Below are 18,223 nucleotides of genomic sequence, written 5' to 3' on the forward strand. Positions count from 1 at the left end.
GCGCCCGGCGGCCGCCCCGGGTGTCGGGGGCGGGCCGGTCAGAGCGCCTCCCGGAGCGCGGCCGCGAAGGCGGCGGCGTCCGGGAAGCCGATCGCCGGCTGCTCCCGCAGGGCCTGGTCGACCACCTCGGCGAGGCGGCGCGGGAGGTGCGGCGCCACCTCCCGCAGCGGGGTGGCCGGGGTCTGCAGGACGACCTGCCATGGGTCGGTGCCGGGCGGGAACGGGCGGGGGTAGCGGCCGGTCAGCATCCTGTAGAGGCAGGCGGCCAGCCCCCAGACGTCGACCTCCGGGGTGGCGTAGCGGAAGTTGACGATCTGTTGGCGGGGCATGCAGGAGGGCTTGCCGGCCGTGGTGCCGGTGCGGGTCAGGCCGCTGAGGCCCGCCTGGTCGAAGGCCTTGGCCAGGCCGAAGTCCGCCACCTTCGTCACCGGTCGGCCGTCCGGCCCGTGGTCGAGCAGCAGGTTGCCCGGGCTGAGGTCGCGGTGGACCACGCCGGCCGCGTGGGCGTGGGCCAGTCCGGCCAGCGCCTGGAGGGCGAGCGGTACTGCCTCGTCCGCCGGCAGTCGCCCGCCGCGTCGGCCCAGCAGGTCCTCCACGCTGCCGCCGCGGCAGTACTCGAGGGTGAAGAAGAAGGTGCCGCCGGCGAACCCGACCTCGTGCAGGGTGACGATGTTCGGGTGGTGCAGGGTGCGGGTGACGGCGACCTCGCGCAGGAACAGGGCCCGCGCCCGGGTGCTGGCCGCCACCTTGGGCAGCATCAGTTTCAGTGCCACCTCCCGACCGGTCCCCCGGTGGCGGGCCAGGTGGACGGTGCCCATCCCGCCGCGGCCGAGCTGGGCCGACAGCTCGTAGTCCGCGAGCGAGGCGACCGCCCCGCCGCCCTGGCGGGCCAGCGCGAGCAGTTGCCGCAGCACCATGCCGGGCTCGGCCCGGCAGGTCGCGCAGACGTAGCTGCCGTCCCGGCCGTCGGCCTCGTCCGCCGTGTCCCGGCCGCAGGCGGCGCAGCGGGCCGGTCGCAGGCGCAGGGTGGGGGCGGACCGGCCGACCCGGAAGACGGTGTCGCCGATCCGGATCTCGTCGCCGTCGGCCAGGTCGTGCTCGGGGAGGTCGAGTGCCGCGCCCTCCTCCGGGCTCTGGTTCCGGGCGCGCTGACCGATCTTCCTCCCGTTGACGTACGTCCCGTTGAGGCTGCCGAAGTCGCGGATCCGGATGTCGGGCGGGTTGATGTCGAGCAGGCAGTGGTGCCGGGAGACGGTGCGGTGGCGCTCGTCGTCCGGCAGCCGCGGCATGCACTCGGCGGCACGGCCGAGCAGGCAGGTGGTGCGCTCGGTGAAGACGTGCTCGTCGCCGGTGCCGGGACCGCCCACCTGGTGCAGGACGACCGTGGCCTCGCTCATGCGGGCCGCCCCGGGCCCTGCTCCGCCATGCGCGTCAGATGCCTCTGCGCCTTCGCCGATCCCCGTCGGGCGGCCTGCCGGTACCACTCGGCGGCCCGCTCGGGCGAGCCGGCCTCCAGCAGTTCGCCGAGGTTGAGCATGCCCATCGGCTCGCCCGCCTCCGCCGAGCGACGGAACCACTCCTGGGCCTCGGCCACCCGGTCGCTGTAGCGCAGGACGGTGCCCAGGTTGTTCATCGCCTGCGGGTGCCCCTCGTCGGCGGCCCTCCGGTACCAGAGCTCGGCCTCGGGTTCGCGTCCGGCCCCCTGCACCAGGTACGCCAGCGAGTACATCGCCTCCGCGTTCTTCTTGTCGGCGGCGGCCCGCAGCCACCGCTCGGCCTCGGCGGTGCGGCCCGCCTCGGACAGCAGCACGCCCAGGATGTACGCGGGCTGGTCCTCGCCCTGTTCCGCCGCTCCGCGGAACCACCGCTCGGCGTCGGCCAGGCGGTTCTCGTCGACGGCGCGGAAGCCGGCGCCGACCATGGCGGGAGCGCAGTCGAGTTCGGCGGCGCGCTGCTGCCAGGACGCGGCCTCGGCGGCCCGGCCGGCCTTCCCCAGCACCACGGACAGGTTGTGCATGGCCAGCGGTTCGCCGAGCTCGGCGGCGCGGCGGAACTGCTGCTCGGCCTCGGCGTCACGGCCCTCGTCGAGCAGCCGGGCCCCCAGACGGATCAGGGCCTCGGCATCGCCGGACCGGGCCTGCCGTTCCTGCCGGGCGACCCGGCTGTCCAGCCCCGGGTCGCCGCTCAGCTCCATGATCGCCCGGGTCAGCGGCGCCAGGTCGCTCCCGGCCTTCCCGGACGCCTTCGCGGACGCCTTCTCGGACGCCTTCTCGGACGCCTTCTTGTTGCGCTTACGGCCGAACCACACGACGGCCTCCCCTCTCTCCTCGACGCTCCCGTCATGATTGCCGACGGACCGCCAGCTCCCAGTCCAGGCACCAGAGTTGAACGGAACCGTCACCGCGGACGCACACCGCCGAGCCGCCGTCCGGGCCCGGTTCGACCCCGGAGAAGCCGGCCGGACGGCCGGCCAGCACCCGCAGGCAGCGGCCGGTGCCGAGCTCCCAGACCCGCAGCGCGCCGTCGTCCTTGCCGAGCGACAGCACGAACCGCCCGTCCGGGCTCAGCCGGAGCGCCCCGGTGCCGTCCGGCTGGTCGTCGAGGACCCGCAGACAGGCCCCGGTGCGCAGGTCCCAGACGCGGATCGCGCGGTCCTGGCCGCAGCCGGAGAGCAGCAGTCCGCGGTCGGCGTCGACCAGCAGCTCGGTCACGGTGGCGGTGTGGCCGTGGAACTCCCGCAGGCGGCGGCCGGTGGGGACGTCCCAGAGCCCGATGGAGTGCTTCGGGCCCGCGGTGACGGCGGTGCGCCCGTGGGGGGAGAGCCAGAGCGCGGGCCCCCAGAGGTTGGGCCCCCGGCCGTGGTCGCCTTCCAGGGTCTGGCGGCAGGCGCCGGTGGCCGTCTCGAACAGCCGGATCCCGTCGTCGGCGCCACGGGCCAGGACGAACCGCCCGTCCGCGGTGAACGAGGCCGTCCCCGCGCCCAGGGCGAGCCGGGCCGAGCTGAGGCGGGCACCGGTCGCCGCGGACCAGGAGCCCAGGGTCCCGTCGCCGCCCGCGAACAGCACCGTCCGGCCGTCACCGGTGAAGCGGAGCCTGCCGTGCACCCGCGACAGGCCCTCGATCAGCGGCCCGCGCTCACCGGTCTCCGCAGCGAGCAGCTGGATGCCCCCGGACACCCGGACGGCCACCGTCCGGCCGTCCGGTGCCAGGGCCGGCGCGCCCCAGGCGCCGTCGTACAGCACCCGGGCGGGCCAGGCCGCCCGCAGTCCGGTGCGGGTCACCCGCCGGTCGCGGGCCAGCTCCTGCCAGGCGGTCAGCACCCGGGGATCGCGCTCGTGGCCGGGCAGGGCCCGGGCGCGGATGAGCAGGTCGAGGGCGGCGGCGCAGCGGCCGGCCGCGTGCTCCCGCCCGGCCCGCTCGACCAGCGCGGCCAGCCGGCTGCTCAGGTCGTCCAGTTCGGCGTGCCGACGGGGGCGGCTGAGCCGGGCCGCGGCCGGGTGGGGCTCGGGCAGCGGCCAGCGTCGGGCGGTGCCGTCCCGCCCGGCGGAGAGCAGGTGCCTGCCGTCGGCCAGGAACACCACGGCGTCGACGTGGCCCCGGTGCCCGCGGAAGGTGCGCAGGCACCGGCCGGTGTCCGGCTCCCAGAGGCGGACCGCGCCGTCCAGGCCCCCGCCGGCCAGCAGCCGCCCGTCGGGGCTCAGGGCGAGGCGGTGCCCGGCTCCGTGGCCGGCGGCGATCTCCGCGTCGGGGCCCGGGCCGTGCACCCGGAGCCCGTCGCCGACGGCGGCGGCCACGGTGCGGCCGTCCCGGCTGAGACAGCACGGTTCGTGCGCGTAGCGGCGTTCCAGCAGCGGGGTCTGTTCACCGGCGCCAGCTGGATCGCGCACCGCGACCACTCCCTCGGGGCCGTCGAAGACCAGCAGCCGGCCGTCCGCGGTCGCCTCTACGGTGCCGCCCGAGAAGCCGTCCAGGATGAAGCGGGCCCGGCCGGTCGTCAGCTCCCAGCCCAGGACCGTTCCGTCGCTGGTGCCGCCGACCACCAGGCCCGCCTCGGCGAGCAGCCGCAGCGAGCGGACGGTGGTGCTGCCGGACCGGTAGTACGGGGTGAAGACCCGCAGGCAGCGGCCGTCGCCGAGGTCGAACAGCCGGACCAGGCCGTCGGAGCCGACGCCCACGGCCCGCCGTGCCTCGGCGTCGAGGTCCACCGTGTGCCGCAGCTCGTCCAGCTCCCGCAGGCACCGGCCGGTGGCCACCTCCCAGAGCTTCACGGCGCCGTCGCAGGCCGTGAGCGCGAGCCGGCCGTCGGGGGTGGGCCGGATCTCGATGTCGGGTGCCGCCCGCCGGGTCCGGCCACCGTCCCAGGGCGAATCCGTCCAGCGCTCGTACTCGTACCAGGGCACGGTCCAGGTGGTCGGCTCGGCGGCGGGGCCGACGGCGCCGCGCTCGCGCTGCACCGCGTCGATCAGCGGCCCCAGCCGCGCGGCGCCGCCGTCCGCCCTGGCCGCGTCCAGGGCGGCGAGCAGGTCCTCGTCGGTGAGTCCGCCCTGCCGCCAGTGCATCAGCCCGGAGTTGTAGGTGGCCTCCGGGTGGCGCGGGTCGGCCGCGAGGGCCGCGCCGAAGGCGGCTTCGGCCTCCGGCACGCGGCCCAGGTCCAGCATCGAGACGGCCCGGTTGTTGAGCTCGTCGGCGCGCAGCTCGGCCTCGCGCGGCTCTCCGCGGTCGATCGCCCGGCCCGTCAACCGGTGGTGGATGTCGGCGAGTTCGTCGGCCACCTCGGCCATCGAGGCGGGCCGGTCGGCCGGCCGCTCGCGCAGGCAGCGGGCCAGCAGCTCGGCGACCGGCTCCGGCAGCGGCGGCGGGCCGTCCCCTTCCGGACGCCAGGTCGAGCCGGGCGTGAACCCGCGACCGCCACCCGACCGGTAGGAGGCCAGCGCCTCGCCGACCACCGGGCCCATCAGCCAGGTCACCTCGCCGGTGAACATCTCCACCACCGAGACCGCGAAGCTGTACAGGTCGGTGCGGTGGTCCAGCGGTTCGCGCCTGGCCTGCTCCGGCGAGGCGTACGCCATGGTCATCCCGCCGCCGGACACCCGTTCACCGCCCGTGGCCCGCGCCTGGGCCAGCCCGAAGTCGGTGACCTTGGCGGTGCCGTCCAGGTCCAGCAGGACGTTGGCGGGCTTGACGTCCTGGTGCACCAGGCCGCGTCCGTGCGCGTGCCGCAGCCCCCAGGCGGTCTCCACCGCCAGGCGCAGGATGCGGGCCGTGGACTCGGCGGGGCCGCCCGCGTAGAGCCGCCGGTCGTCGATCCACTCCCGCAGGCTGCCGCCCGGCAGGTACTCGGCGAAGACCCGTGGCAGCCCGTCCAGGACGCGGACGTAGTGGCAGCCGCAGACGTGCGGGTGCAGGCCGAGCGACACCCAGGTCTCGGCCTCGCGGACGAACCGCTCCTGCTGCTCCGGCGTGCCGAACAGCTCGGGGCGCGGGCACTTCACCGCCAGGTCGACGCCCCACTCCAGGTGCCGCACCCGGTAGACCACGCCCATGCCGCCCTCGGTGTGCACCCGCAGCACCCGGTACTGGTCGGCGACCACCTCGCCGACCGACCAGGGCGCCGGAACCCCGACGGCCGGTCCGGACACCTCAGGCGGCCCGGTACGGCGGCAGCGCGGCGAACGCCGGTGCCACCACGGCCGTCCGGCACACCGTCCGGGCCCAGGCCCGGGCCAGCGAGAGGGCGTGCCTCGGGAACATCGGGTCCCAGTCGGCGGCGTGGCTGCGCTCGTACGGCAGCTCCGGGTCGTACGGGTGGCCGCCGCTGTCCGTCCCCGCCGGGTCGAGCCTGAGGCGCACCATCGACTCGCGGACGCCGGTGACGCCCGACTCCTGGAACTGGCCGGTCAGCACGGCGGTGACGGTCGACCTGGCGAGCAGGAACGAGCCCCGGAACCGGAAGCCGGTGCGGGAGCCGGGCAGTCGTTCGGACACCAGGGTGTAGAGCGCCGGAACACCGCCCAGCGACACCGCCGCCGCCTCCAGCAGCGAGCCGCCGGCCGCGGCGTGGCCGCGCGCCAGGGTCACCCGCAGCGCCTCGATCCCGTCCAGCCAGACGGGGGCGGGCGGCAGCGCCTCGCGCACGCTCAGCACCACCACGTCGTTCCAGGTGTCCGGGACGAACCACCGGCCCTCGTCGAGCGGTTCGAGGCCGGCGGTGTCGAAGGCCAGCGGGAGCGGGAGCGGAGTTGATGGGGACACGATCGGAAGCTAACACGCGGCCCTGTCAACCGTCAGGCGTGCTCCGATTTCTGATACATCCTCAGATCCTCCCCGGTACGCGTTCGTGACAGTGGCCCGATCCGGCACCGGACCTGGGCGAACCGCCCGCGCGCGGCCCTCCACGACCTATGATGCGAGCGATCCGGTTCGACACGTGTTGTCGCGTTGTCACGCCGTCGGGTACGTCGTGAACAAGCCAGGTGGGGGACGATGGTGGACATGTGGGAGGTGCTGGAGCCGGCCGTCGCCCGGGTCTGGCCGAGGGTGCCCGACAGCCTGTCCGAGGCCGAGCGCGAGCGCCTGGAGGCGGAGGTCCTGGTGGCGCTGCGCGCCCTGGAGAGCGCGCGCGGCGGTGTGCCGTCAGCCGGGACCGAAGGGGCCGACGGGGCCGATCCCGTCGAGGAGGCCGCCCAGGCGGTGGCCGCCGCCTTCGAGGCCTACCCGCCCCTGGGCGACCTCCTCGTCGCCGCGTTCGACGCGCTCGTCGAAGGCCAGGAGCGTTTCGGCCCGGACGCTCCCCCGCCCTCCTGGGGCACGGCGCTGCGCTCGCTGCTCGTCCCCGTCCTCTACGCCACCGACCGCGCGCCGGCCGGCGGGAGCGGCACCAGCGCGGCCTACGGCGGCGACCGCGGCCAACTGTCGTACGGGGAAGCCCTGGTGAACGTCCCCGACGACCACCGCATCGGCACCGTCGAGAAGCCCCGCTGGTGGCGGCTGCGGTTCCGCACCAACCCGGCCCGGGACACCCAGCTCGGCGACGTCAGCCCGCTCACCGCCGCCGGGTTCGCCGAGCGGGCCCATGGCCACCACCTCCCCGGGGACGGCGAAACCCCCCGATCGGCACTGGTGTTCGTCCACGGCTACAACGTCTCCTTCGCCGACGCCGCCGTCCGCGCCGCCCAGATCGCCTACGACCTGAACTTCACCGGCCTCCCCATGCTGTACAGCTGGCCGTCCAAGGCCTCCGTCACCGACTACGCGGCCGACGGCAACGCCGCCCGCCGGGCCGTCCCGTACTTCCAGGAGTTCCTGCGGCACGTGCTGACGGACACCGGCGTCGACGAACTGCACGTCGTCGCCCACAGCATGGGCAACCGGGTGGTCGTCGACGCGCTGGCCGACCTGGACACCACCGCGCTCCCCGAGGGCGCGGGCCGGCTCGGGCAGGTCGTCTTCACCGCGCCCGACGTCGACGCCGAGGTGTTCCGCCAGCTCGTGCCCCGGATCGTCAACCAGGCGCGCGGCTGCACCCTCTACGTCTCCGCCAACGACCGCGCGCTCGCCGCCTCCCGCCTCCTCGCCGAACACCCCCGGGCGGGCCAGGCCGGCCCGGGCGTGGTGGTCGCGCCCGGCCTGGACACCGTCGACGTCTCCGAGCTCGACACCGGCCTGACGGGCCACTCCTACCCGGGCGACCACCGGTCCGTCCTCTCCGACCTGTACGGGCTGCTGCGCCACGGCCACCGGCCGTCCCAGCGCTACGGGCTGGCCCGGGTCCCGCACCCGGACGGCGCGTACTGGGCCTTCCAGCCGTAACGATCCTCGCAGCACGACTTCCCCCTCTCCGACGAGCGAGCACACAGGGCATGGTGACGACGAACCCCGCACCGCGAACGACCCACTTCCTGGACAGCTACCCCTTCCGGTGGACCGACCCCGGCGCCGTCGAACTCCGCGACCTGCTCGCCTCCGTCCACTTCCGGGTCAACCCGGTGCTGGAGCTGGCCCAGCAGGCGGGCATCGCCCCGGCCGAGGTCAACTGGGACCAGCCGATGTCCCTCGTCTGGTTCGACCTCATCACCGTCGCCCGGAAACAGGAGAAGCTCCGCCCCCTGCTCGACCGGATCGCCGCGGGCCCCGACCAGGCACTCGCCGCCCGCATCCGCGAACTGCTCGCCGCCCGGCCCGTACTCCCCGCCCCCGAACCGGAGCTTCCGGCGGGCACCTGGGCCGCCTTCCGGGACCCGGACGAGCTGGAACGCCAGATCTTCCGCGCCTCCGGGTTCCAGGACGTCGCGTTCCTGCGCCGCGGCGCCGAACTCGCCACCGCCGTCTGCCGCCTGCTGGTCACCCACGCCGACGGCCAGTCCTGCTACGGCACCGCCTTCCGGATCGGGCCCGACCTCCTGCTGACCAACCACCACGTCCTGTACTCCGACGGCCGGCCCGCCGAGGCGGTCGAGGCCTGGTTCGGCTACGAGCAGGACCTCGACGGGCGGGAGCTCAGGTACCGCACCGTCCGCTGCGACCCCGCCACCGCCGTCGGCCGGCCCGAGGGCGACTGGGCCGTGGTCCGCGCCGCCGAGCCCCTGCCCGAGGACGCCCTGGTGGTGCCGATCCCCGACCGGGCCACCGTCGCCGAGGGCGACCGGGTCTGCATCATCCAGCACCCGCACGGCCTGGTGAAGAAGCTCGCCGCCCGGCACAACGTCGTCCGGCACGTGGACGAGCAGGTCGTGCAGTACTGGACGGACACCGAGTACGGCTCCTCCGGCGCCCCCGTCTTCGACGAGCGCTGGCGGCTGGTCGCCCTGCACCGGGGCCACGTCCGCATCGGGCAGCGGCTCAGCGCCTCGGAGTTCCGCAACGAGGGCCTCCGGGTCGAGCGGGTGGCCGAGGGCCTGGCCGCCGCCGGGGTGAGGTGAGCCGGTGGCACTGCTGGACCTGCACGCGTTCCCGAACGAGGACCCCAGAGCCGCGGAACTGCTCAGGGCCCTCATGTACACGTACGGCCTCCCGCAGCCGGCCCGGCAGGTCGTCGCCCGCGCCGGCATCGCCGAGGCCGAGATCGCCTGGCAGGGGGCGATGCTCGACGTCTGGCCGGACATCGTCGAGAAGGCCGCGGCGACCGGACGGCTGCGCAGGCTCGTCGAGGTCGTCGCCGAGGACCCGAACTCCCGGGCCGCCTCACCGGTGTTCGCGTACCTGCTCGCCGAGCAGCGCACCTCGCGACCCGCCGAACAGACCACCGACCCGTTCGGCCACGGGCTGATCAACGACCGGCAGCGCGCCTTCTTCGACCGGACGTCCCTCCGCTCCCGGCTGCGGGAGATGGTCCTCGACCGCGGCCACCGCGTGCTCACCGTCGAAGGCGGTCCGCGGACCGGCCGGACCTTCACCTGGTTCCTCATCCACCACGTGCTCGCGAGCCAGGGGATCCACCCCTGCCGGATCCGGATGAGCGAGTACACCGAGCCGGTCCGGGTGGCCGAACTCACCGGCTTCCTCAACGACGAGTTCCGGGAGTGGAGCGTGCGGATCGACCACCACTCCTCCGAGGACCAGCAGGCCGACCGGCTGGTCAGCCAGCTCAGGGGCCGGATGCGGGAGGAGCGGCGGTCCGTCCCGGCGCAGCCCCGGCACTGGCTCGTCTTCGACGACTCGGAGTCCGTCCGCTTCACCGAACCCGCCCTGCGCGCCGTCGTCCGGCTGGTGCAGGCGGTGGTCGAGGAGGAGATGGCGGACCGGCTGCGGATCGTGCTGCTCGCCTACGACGGCTGGCTGCCGCCGGACGTCGAGGGGTACACCGCCCGGGAACAGCTGGGCCCGATCGGCATCGAGGACCTCCACGACTTCTTCCGGACGGTCGCGGCGGAAGCCGGCCGCCCGATCGACGCCGACACGGCCCGCGGCCTCGCCGCCAAGGTGCTGAGCGAGACCGGCCACGACGGCTGCCTCCCCGACGGCCCGCTCCCCCTGACCACCGCGATCCAGCACACGGCCGCCGGCCTCGGCCGAAGCCTCTACCAGGGATGTTGACGACGGTGACCGAGACCCTCGCCCCGATGCCCGACGCCGTCTACCGTGAACGGACCGTCCTGCTGGGCGCGTTCACCGCCGAGAGCCTGGCGGCGACCACCCCGGGCGCGGACGCGGCCGAACCCGGCGCGCTCCTGCGGGACTTCCTCACCCAGGACTGCGAACGGGTCACCACCCGGGACGGCCGCCGCTGGCGGCTCACCCCCGAGGTCCGCAGCCACACCATCGAGACCCTGGGCCGCCCGGAACGCCTGCTGGCCACCCTCGCCACCGCACCCCGTACGGAGGGCGACGCCGCACGCGACTGGGCCGAACGGTTCCTCGCCGCGCGGAACCCTCCGCTGGAGGCACAGGACTTCGACGAACTGTACGCGGCCCTCACCGTGGTCGGCTGGTTCCGCGACGCCCCCCGCGCCCGGGCCGCCCTCGCCGACCACGGACTCGACCTGCCGTCCGGCGACGAGGTGCAGCACCACCTCAAGCGGGCCCGGCTGCTGCAGCCGCTCCAAGCCCTCGCCGACGAGAGCTTCACCGGGCGGGAGGACGAACTCGGCACGCTGACCGACTACGTCGACGCCAAGAACGGCTACTCCCCCTGGCTCCTGGTGCACGGGCCGGGCGGCGTCGGCAAGTCCACCCTGCTGTCGCGCTTCCTCCTGGACCGCGCCGGAGCGGAGTCGGTCGCCCACGTCTACCTGACCTTCGAGCGTCCCGAGCTGGCGCCGGAACGCCCGCTCACCGTCCTGGCCGAAGCCGTCCGCCAGGTCGCCCTGCTGGCACCGGCCATGCGCGAGCGGGCCGACACCCTGGAGCACTCCCTCCGCCGCACCGTCGCCGCCGACCTCCGATCGGAGCGGGACCGCAGCTCCTCCTCCGGGCGCCGGACCTCACGCCGCCACGACACCGACGTGCTGCTCCACCGGGTCGGCACCTTCCTGGCGGCCTTCGGGACCGACCACGGCGGCCGGGCGCCGCTGCTCGTCCTCGACACCTTCGAGCGGGTCCAGCGTCGCGGCCAGTACGCCCAGCGCCGCCTGCTACAGGCCCTGGACGACCTGCGGTGGAGCTGCCCGAACCTGCGCGTCATCGCCGCCGGCCGCGCGCCCGTCGACGACCCCCGCTTCCGTTCCCTCCCGCTGGAAGGCTTCGACCCGCCGACGGCCCGCCGATACCTGCGCCGCCAGGTCGCCGAACTCGCCGGGCGCACCGACGAGGACCTCGACCTGGTCACCGACACCGTCGGCCGGAGCCCGCTCAACCTCAAGCTGGCCGCCGCCCTGCTCCGCCGCGAGGCCGACGCCCTGCGGGACCCGGCGCTGCACGACCAGCTCCGGCGGAAACTGGAGGCCGAGACCGTCCAGGGCGTGCTGTACCGGCGCATCCTCGACCACCTGGAGGACCCGGACCTGCGCCGCATCGCCAGCCCCGGCCTGATCGTCCGGAAGGTCACGCCGGAGGTCATCCGCCACGTCCTGGCCGAACCGTGCGGGCTCGGCGCCGTGGACGAGGAGCGCGCGTGGGGCCTGTTCCACCGCTTCCGGGACGAGGTCTCCCTCGTCGAGGAGGTACCGGGGCAGGACGCGGTCCTCCACCGGGCCGACGTGCGCGCCGTCATGCTGCCACTGCTCCGCCGCGACCACGCCGGGGTCGTGGAGCTGATCCACCGGCGGGCGGCCGCCCACTACGAGGACGCCGGCGACCGGGTCGAGGAGCTGTACCACCGGCTCGCCCTCGGCGAACCGACCGCGACCCTGGACGCCCGGTGGGAGGAGGAGGCGGGCCGGCTGCTGGAGCCGGCCAACGACGAGCTGCCGCCCTGTTCGCAGGTCTACCTCGCCGAGCGGATGGGGAACATCGCCCCTGCGGAACTCCGGGCGCAGGCCGACGACCTGACCTGGCTCCGGCAGGCGGTGCGGGCCGGAGACCAGCTCCTCGTGGACGACCGCCCGGAGGAGGTGTTGGCACTCCTCCGGGAACGACCTCACATCCGGTCCTCCGGCTTGCGCATCAGGGCCCTTGCCATCCTGCACCGCTGGGACGAGGTGGACGCCTTGTCAGACGACATCCTCGCCGCCGACCCCACTCCGGTCACCGCAGCAGCGGTACTCACGCTGCGTGCCCACAGTGCCATGAGTCGTGGAGACTTCAGCTCGGCCCATGATCTACTCAACCAGGCCCTGCGGGCGGCAGACGTCATTCAGAACACAATGATCACTCTCGGGATCATTGTGACCCACCTGCGTCTGCACAGGGATGGCGGTTCCCTCGACTCACTTGACGCCCGGCAGCTGCGCGTCCGCGCACTCGCGCTCGTCGACGACCTGAACCTGCACGACGTCGCTCAGGATCCTGAACTCATCCGGCTCATTGCCGCCGAAGTCGGTGACGAAGCGCCCGAGTTGATCGCTCTCACCGCCCGGCAGTCCGGCGTCGGCCTATCCGACGGCGGCGACGCCGCCCTGCTCGAATCCCTCACCCCGGAGGAGCTCCAGGACTTCACCCGGGCCACCGGCGTCAACGTCTCAATCCCCACGGACGACGCCGACACCGAACCCTCGGGCCCCGCACTCACCAGCGTGGACTTCGGCGATGCCATCAACACCTACCTCGGCGCGGGAGGCAAGCACGCCGAGGCCCTGAACAACGCCGTGGTGGAGAACCTCCGGCACGAGGTGGACTTCGCCGCTCCCTCCGCCCCCGCCCGCGACACCACCCACGACGCCGTCGTCCTCCTCCCCGGCCACATGGGCAGTTCGCTCCTCGACACCGAGACCGGCCGGCACGTCTGGGGCGACCTCAGACCCACCACCCTCCTCCGGCTGAGCCTCACCGACGACTCCTCGCTGCGCCTCACCCCCGACGAGCGGGCGGGCCGGACCGGCCGCCTGCGCCCCGACGGCCTGCTGCGCGCCCCGGCCTGGCTCTCGGCGCTCGGCGGCCTGGAGACCTACCAGCCCCTGCTGGACGCCCTGCACGCCACCGTCCTCCACGAGGACGCCGTCCTGCCGTTCCCCTACGACTGGCGGCTCTCCGCCGAGGTGAACGCGCGTCTGCTGGCCGAGGCCGCCCACCGCCACCTGGCGGCCTGGCGCGCGAGCCCGCACCGCCGTCGGGCGGGGGTGCCCGACGAGGAACCCCGGCTGGTCTTCGTCGCCCACTCCACCGGCGGACTCGTCGCCCGGGCGGCGCTGGCGGCCGATTCCCGGCTGGCGGCGCTCACCCGCGACCTGGTCACCATCGCCACGCCCTTCCACGGCACCCCCGCGGTCGCCGAGATGCTGGGCGGCCGCCGCCGGTTTCTCCCGCGCCCGCTGTCCGGGCTGGCCGCCTCCCTGCCGGGGGTGTACGACCTGCTGCCGACCTTCCGCTGCGTCGAGACCGACGACGCGCTGCGCCGGCTGGACCTCGACGATGTCCGCCGCCTCGGCGGCGATCCGGAGCTCGCCGCCGCCGCCATGGCGGCGCGGGCGGCGGAGTCCCGCGCGGCCTTCCTCCCCCGCACCCGCGCCGTGGTCGGCATCGGCCAACCGACCGTGCAGGGCCTGCGGTTGGCCGGGGACGGCCTCGAACCGGTGCTGACGGCACCGCGCGCCCACGACGACGGCCGCCCGTACCGGAGCGAGTCCGGTGAGGCCGTCCGCTGGGACCGCGGCGGGGACGGCCTCGTCCCGCGCGACGCCGCCGCGCCCTCCGCCTCGAACGCCGTGCTGTTCGTGTCCGGCCGACACGGCACCCTCTGCTCCGATCCGCACGTCCTGGAGCTCGTCCGGTCCGTCCTGACCGACCGGCGGCCGGCCGCCGTGCGGCCCCGCCCGGTCAGCCACGCCCTCCAGCGCCCGGGCCTCGGCCTGTCCCTTCCCGAGACGACCGTCCCGGGCCAGCCCTGGCCGCTCATGGTGCACGGCGCGTCACCGGACGACGCCGCCTGCCGCATCACCGACGAGGCCACCGGGGCGACCGTCGCCACACCCCGGCTGCTCCTCAGCGACGTGACCCTGGTCGCCGCCGTCACCCTCCCCCGCCCGGGCCTCTACCGGGTCACCGTCACCTCCGGCCCCGACCGCGTCAGCGACCTCCTCCTCACCACCGGCCCCGACTGACCCCACCGGCGGACGGGCGGCCGGAGCCCGCAGCTCCAGCCGCCCGCTCCGCCGTCGACGGACGTCAGCCCGCCGAGGGGCGGCGGTCGGAGCGCAGGCGCTCGGCGCCGTCCGAGCCGGGGTCCTGGAGCGTGTCGTCGGTGCCCATGACCTCGGGCACGGCGACCAGGAGTTCGTAGAGGAAGTCGTGGAAGCCCTCCGGCGTCGGCGCCGTGTGGGTCAGCGGGTAGACCCCGAACTGCAGGTAGTGCAGGGTCTTGCGCATCATCTGGGCCGGCGAGCAGACCGAGACGAGCGTGCCGAACTCCCCGTCCCTGAAGTACGAGGCGGCGACGAAGCACTCGTCGGCGGAGCCGTAGACGCCGGCCTCGCCCTTGTACCGCTCGTTGAGGTCGTCGCCGCGCACGGCCGGGGCCGGCACGCCGAGCTTCTCCAGGAACTCCCCGCCGGCCCGGCTGAGGCTGTTCTCGTCCTCCACCCCGAGGTGCCGGTGGCGGCTGCCGGGCACGTAGACCTCCACCGGCCGCCCGGCCTCCAGGTAGCCCCGGTAGAGCTCGTGGCCGCGCCGCAGCCGGGCCTCGAACTCCTCGCCCGGCACGGCCCGGTCGGCCAGCGGGTGCTGGGCGGCCACCTCGATCAGCACGCCCGGCAGGTGGCGCCGGGCCCGCATGAAGGCCTGGGCCGTGGAGAGCCGCTCGCGCCACCGCCCCGCTGTAGCAGGGGACAGGGCCGCCGTGTCACGTAAGTCCATCGCAGACCGCCTCACGATATCGTCCTCACTTCGCCGCGCTCCTCGACGATGGCCCAGGTCCGGTCGAAGTGCTTCCAGCAGGCGTCGATCAGACCGAAGTCCCGCGTCCCGCGCAGTTCCAGGGACGGGGTCTCCGGGGCCCGCGCCGGCGGCAGGGTCAGCGTGACCCATCCCCAGGTCCGGTCGCAGAGAATCATCGTGGACCGCAGGTGCGTGGTGAAGAACCCGATCTCGATCGATCCGGCGGCCGTGCTGCGCGCCCCGGCCTCGCGCACGATCGACCGCAGCCGGGCCTCCACCTCGCGCACCTCGGCCGCGATCGGCGAGCGCTGGTCCCACAGCGACTCGGACTCGTCGACGTCGGCGAGGAACTGCCCGTCGGGCGTCGGCACCAGGACGCGGATCCGGGAGCCGGCCGCGAGCGCCTTCGTCAGGTAGGGCGTCTGGATCTCGATCAGCCGCTTTCCGCTGGTGGACATGATCCCGATCGACGAGGCCTTCCCGAGGTTCTCGCTCAGGGCGTTGCCGGCCTGCCCGTCCACGCTGATCCGGGCCACACCGATCTGCGTCCCCGGGGCCACCAGGTTCTGCCATTCGGCGGAGAAGGTGTGCGCGATCGAATTGCCCTTGACCCAGCCGGGCTGGGGAGTGTGCCGGACCGCCAGCCGCAGCGCCCTGGTGACGTCGTTGCGCAGGTCAGCGACGGTGCGCCAGGACCTCCAGAGCCGCTCGCGCCGCACCTTCTCGCGGAAGACGGCCAGCCGCTGCGCGTCCTCCGGCGTCGGCTGCCAGCTGTCCGTGTGCAGTTCGACGGGGTCGGCGTGGACGAACACCAGGATGGGCTTGTCCAGCGAGCGGGCGTGGTCGTACTCCCGTTCCGTGAAGCTGACGGTCCCCGCGCCGACGTCCCCGTACCGCGCTCCGAGGATGAGGACGAGGTAGTCGCAGTCGTTGATCACCCGCTCGACGACCTCCCAGGCGCCCTCCGCCCGCGCGTCGAACAGTTCCATGCCGGAGGGGATGTACCCCTCCTTGACCAGCTCGTCGATGACGGCCTCGCGGTGCTGCTTCAGGTCCAGGCTGGTCGAGCTCACGAACACCTGGTAGCGGCGCTCGTCAGGGGCGGTGTCGGGCAGCGGCGCGGTGCCCGACGACGCCGGGGCGCCGGGGTGGGCGTCGGACTCCGCCGGCCCGTAGTAGTTGAAGTTGTTCGTCACCGAGCTGCGCGGGCCGATGGCGTTGCCGGCGACGTCGGCCCCGGCACCGACCCCGCCGCCCCGCACCTCCACGTGCTCGGCCGGCCGCTCCGGCTCTCCCGGGTCCTGCGGCCTGCGCCGCCGGAAGCGCGACCCCGGCATCAGCCGGCCACCTCGCCGCCCTCGCCCAGCGCGTTCCCGGCGACATCGCCCCCCGCGGCCACCGCTCCCTCGCCCTCGGCCGACACGGCCCGCCCCGGCCCGGACACCCCGCGCGGGGCCGCCAGCGTCCCCGTGACCCTGCTGTCGGCGCCGATCGCGTTGCCCGTCACGCTCCCCCCGGCGGCGACGGCACCGCGTCCGCCGGCCCGGACGGCGCCGTCGTCGTCCTGCCCGCTACGCCGCAGCGCGTACACCGAGGCGACGAGCCCGGCGAGTCCGACGACCGCCCCGACGACGGCGCTCGCCCGCTCGGCCCCGGCGGCGTCCCCGAGCACCGCCCACAGCGCGAGCGCGACCGCAACACCCGTACAGGCCGAGGCCGTTGACCAAAACAGCAGGCGCATGTGCGATGCCCTCCATCACAGCGACAACCCGGTGAGACCGTAGTACCCGGCCCCCGCTCGCACCACGCTCCGGTGGCGCCTCGAACCGGGTCGCGCATCCGGCGACGGATACCGCCGCGCCGTCGGGACCGGCTCCCGGTGCGCCGGGTGGCCCGTACGGGGTGCCCGGAAAGGAGGGTGCGCCGGGCGGCCGGGATTGGCGCGCCCGGCGTCTTCACACCATTCGGTCCGGAGGCTCCACCTTCCCGATCAACGCCTCCCGAACGAAAGGATGCCCGCACATGGCAGCAACCATCACCGGCCGTCGCATCGCCCAGGTCGTCGCGGCCGTCGTCGTCGCGGTGGCCGCCGGGTGGACACCGGTTCCGGCACAGGCCCACAGCGCCCCCGCCCAGCCGCTGCCGGCCGTACCCGCCCCGCTCGCCGACGACTGGTACACCCAGTGGAAGAACACCACGGCCGATCCCGACGCACCGGTGAAAGAGACACGACCGAAACTGACCTGGCGTTCGGACCAGGACGTCCTCTGGCGGGGGTCCAACCGGACCCCCGAGGTCATCTTCGCCGACGGGCTGCGACCACAGGGGGAGAAGACATCCGAGGACCAGCGCCAGTACAACTGGGTCAGCCAGGTCGACCGTTCGACGCCCGAGACCGTGTTCTCGGGCGCCTCACGGGACCAGAGTGTGGCAGTGGATTTCGGCGCCTGGATCTACGAGGTCCACGCACCCTGGGGAATCGACCAGGAGGCGTCCGGCACGTACACCACCATGTTCGGCCTGTACCGCGGCGAGCAGGAGATCACCTTCCCGGGCGGCATCAAGTCGCGGTTCATCAAGGACGCCTGCCCCAGGGACGGGGGCGCGTGCCAGTCGAACCCGCACTACGACCCCTCGGGCGCCGACAAGCCGCAGGACGTCGCGGCGGTCACGATCGACTGGGCCCGCCTGTGGCCCACCCAGGACGCCGGGGCCCTGCCGTGGGTCTCGGAGGAGGGGATCGCCTGGGCGGTGGGAACCGACACGCTGAACCCCTTCCAGGGTGAGGACGCCTTCCGGGAGGGCCTCAAGCCGCGGGTCGGGACGGCTCCGTGGCTGGGCCTGTTCAAGGAGCACGTCCTGAACAAGCCGACGCCGTCGGTGCTGGAGCACGGCTGGGAGGCCCTGGCCGTCGGCGCGGCCGTCCCGGGGTTCCGCGCGAAGTCGGACGCGGAGGAGCTGGTCAGCGAGGCCAAGGCGGGCGGCTGGGTCTACCAGCTCCTGGACACCGCGCACGGTTTCCGTACCGATCTCCTGAACAAGCCGACCAAGGATCCGACGCCCGCCGAACCGGTGGAGCTCGGCTACGTGGGCGGGGTGCGCGGCGGCCTCCTGCTGACGGCCTGCCACTACCCGAAGGGGGCCACGGTCTCGGACCAGTGCTTCAAGAACCCGCACCCGGGCACGAACGCGAGCACGAACACGCACACGCACGTGGTCGCGCCACTCGACCCGGTCCTCGCCCGCTGAGCCCCGCCCCCGGGGCCGTCCGAACGGCTCGGCCTGACGGCACTCCGTGGACACCGCGCTGCCCGGGGGA

12 protein-coding genes are annotated in these 18,223 nt (G+C 74.5%); 5 read left to right on the forward strand and 7 right to left on the reverse strand.

The window, feature by feature from the left end; all coding sequences use genetic code 11:
• Positions 1–38: 38 nt before the first annotated feature.
• Genes AMK13_RS16085 through AMK13_RS16100 form a run of 4 tightly spaced genes read right to left on the reverse strand, consistent with a single transcriptional unit; the run spans position 39 to position 6,252 of the window.
• Positions 39–1,397, reverse strand: coding sequence for a protein kinase domain-containing protein (locus AMK13_RS16085; protein ID WP_074002784.1), 1,359 nt, complete (start codon positions 1,395–1,397; stop codon positions 39–41).
• Positions 1,394–2,308: a tetratricopeptide repeat protein gene (locus tag AMK13_RS16090; RefSeq protein WP_074002785.1), complete on the reverse strand. Its 915-nt coding sequence runs from the start codon at positions 2,306–2,308 to the stop codon at positions 1,394–1,396. Before AMK13_RS16090 ends, AMK13_RS16085 begins: the two co-directional genes overlap by 4 nt.
• 31 nt (positions 2,309–2,339) lie before the next feature.
• A complete protein-coding gene (locus AMK13_RS16095; protein WP_074002786.1) occupies positions 2,340–5,639 on the reverse strand; it encodes a WD40 repeat domain-containing serine/threonine-protein kinase in 3,300 nt (1,099 codons plus the stop codon).
• Between the two features lies 1 nt (position 5,640).
• Complete coding sequence (locus tag AMK13_RS16100; protein WP_074002787.1) at positions 5,641–6,252, reverse strand: hypothetical protein; 612 nt, start codon at positions 6,250–6,252, stop codon at positions 5,641–5,643.
• Between the two features lie 231 nt (positions 6,253–6,483).
• Here AMK13_RS16100 and AMK13_RS16105 point away from each other — a divergent pair, with 231 nt between their 5' ends.
• The 4 genes from AMK13_RS16105 to AMK13_RS40965 are packed head-to-tail and all read left to right on the forward strand — an operon-like array spanning position 6,484 to position 14,132.
• Positions 6,484–7,809: an alpha/beta hydrolase gene (locus tag AMK13_RS16105; RefSeq protein ID WP_074002788.1), complete on the forward strand. Its 1,326-nt coding sequence runs from the start codon at positions 6,484–6,486 to the stop codon at positions 7,807–7,809.
• Between the two features lie 50 nt (positions 7,810–7,859).
• Positions 7,860–8,918, forward strand: a complete 1,059-nt coding sequence (locus AMK13_RS16110) for a trypsin-like peptidase domain-containing protein (RefSeq protein ID WP_074002789.1) — start codon at positions 7,860–7,862, stop codon at positions 8,916–8,918.
• 4 nt (positions 8,919–8,922) lie between these two features.
• Positions 8,923–10,032, forward strand: coding sequence for an effector-associated domain EAD1-containing protein (locus AMK13_RS16115; protein ID WP_074002790.1), 1,110 nt, complete (start codon positions 8,923–8,925; stop codon positions 10,030–10,032).
• A gap of 5 nt (positions 10,033–10,037) precedes the next feature.
• Positions 10,038–14,132: an AAA family ATPase gene (locus tag AMK13_RS40965; protein WP_158077706.1), complete on the forward strand. Its 4,095-nt coding sequence runs from the start codon at positions 10,038–10,040 to the stop codon at positions 14,130–14,132.
• 64 nt (positions 14,133–14,196) lie between these two features.
• On the opposite strand, the gene AMK13_RS16130 is transcribed toward AMK13_RS40965, so the two are convergent.
• Genes AMK13_RS16130 through AMK13_RS16140 form a run of 3 tightly spaced genes read right to left on the reverse strand, consistent with a single transcriptional unit; the run spans position 14,197 to position 16,645 of the window.
• A complete protein-coding gene (locus AMK13_RS16130; protein WP_143204550.1) occupies positions 14,197–14,883 on the reverse strand; it encodes a hypothetical protein in 687 nt (228 codons plus the stop codon).
• An 11-nt stretch (positions 14,884–14,894) separates the two neighbouring features.
• Entirely contained in the window at positions 14,895–16,241 is a 1,347-nt protein-coding gene (locus AMK13_RS16135; protein ID WP_074002792.1) for a DUF4062 domain-containing protein, read from the reverse strand.
• Positions 16,241–16,645, reverse strand: a complete 405-nt coding sequence (locus tag AMK13_RS16140) for a hypothetical protein (protein ID WP_074002793.1) — start codon at positions 16,643–16,645, stop codon at positions 16,241–16,243. The genes AMK13_RS16135 and AMK13_RS16140 overlap by 1 nt, the downstream gene beginning before the upstream one ends.
• 281 nt (positions 16,646–16,926) lie before the next feature.
• Here AMK13_RS16140 and AMK13_RS16145 point away from each other — a divergent pair, with 281 nt between their 5' ends.
• Positions 16,927–18,153 (forward strand): scabin-related ADP-ribosyltransferase, encoded by a 1,227-nt coding sequence (locus AMK13_RS16145; RefSeq protein WP_074002794.1) that lies wholly within the window; start codon positions 16,927–16,929, stop codon positions 18,151–18,153.
• Positions 18,154–18,223: the final 70 nt, after the last annotated feature.

Source organism: Streptomyces sp. CB02056, from assembly GCF_001905545.1.
GTDB lineage: Bacteria > Actinomycetota > Actinomycetes > Streptomycetales > Streptomycetaceae > Kitasatospora.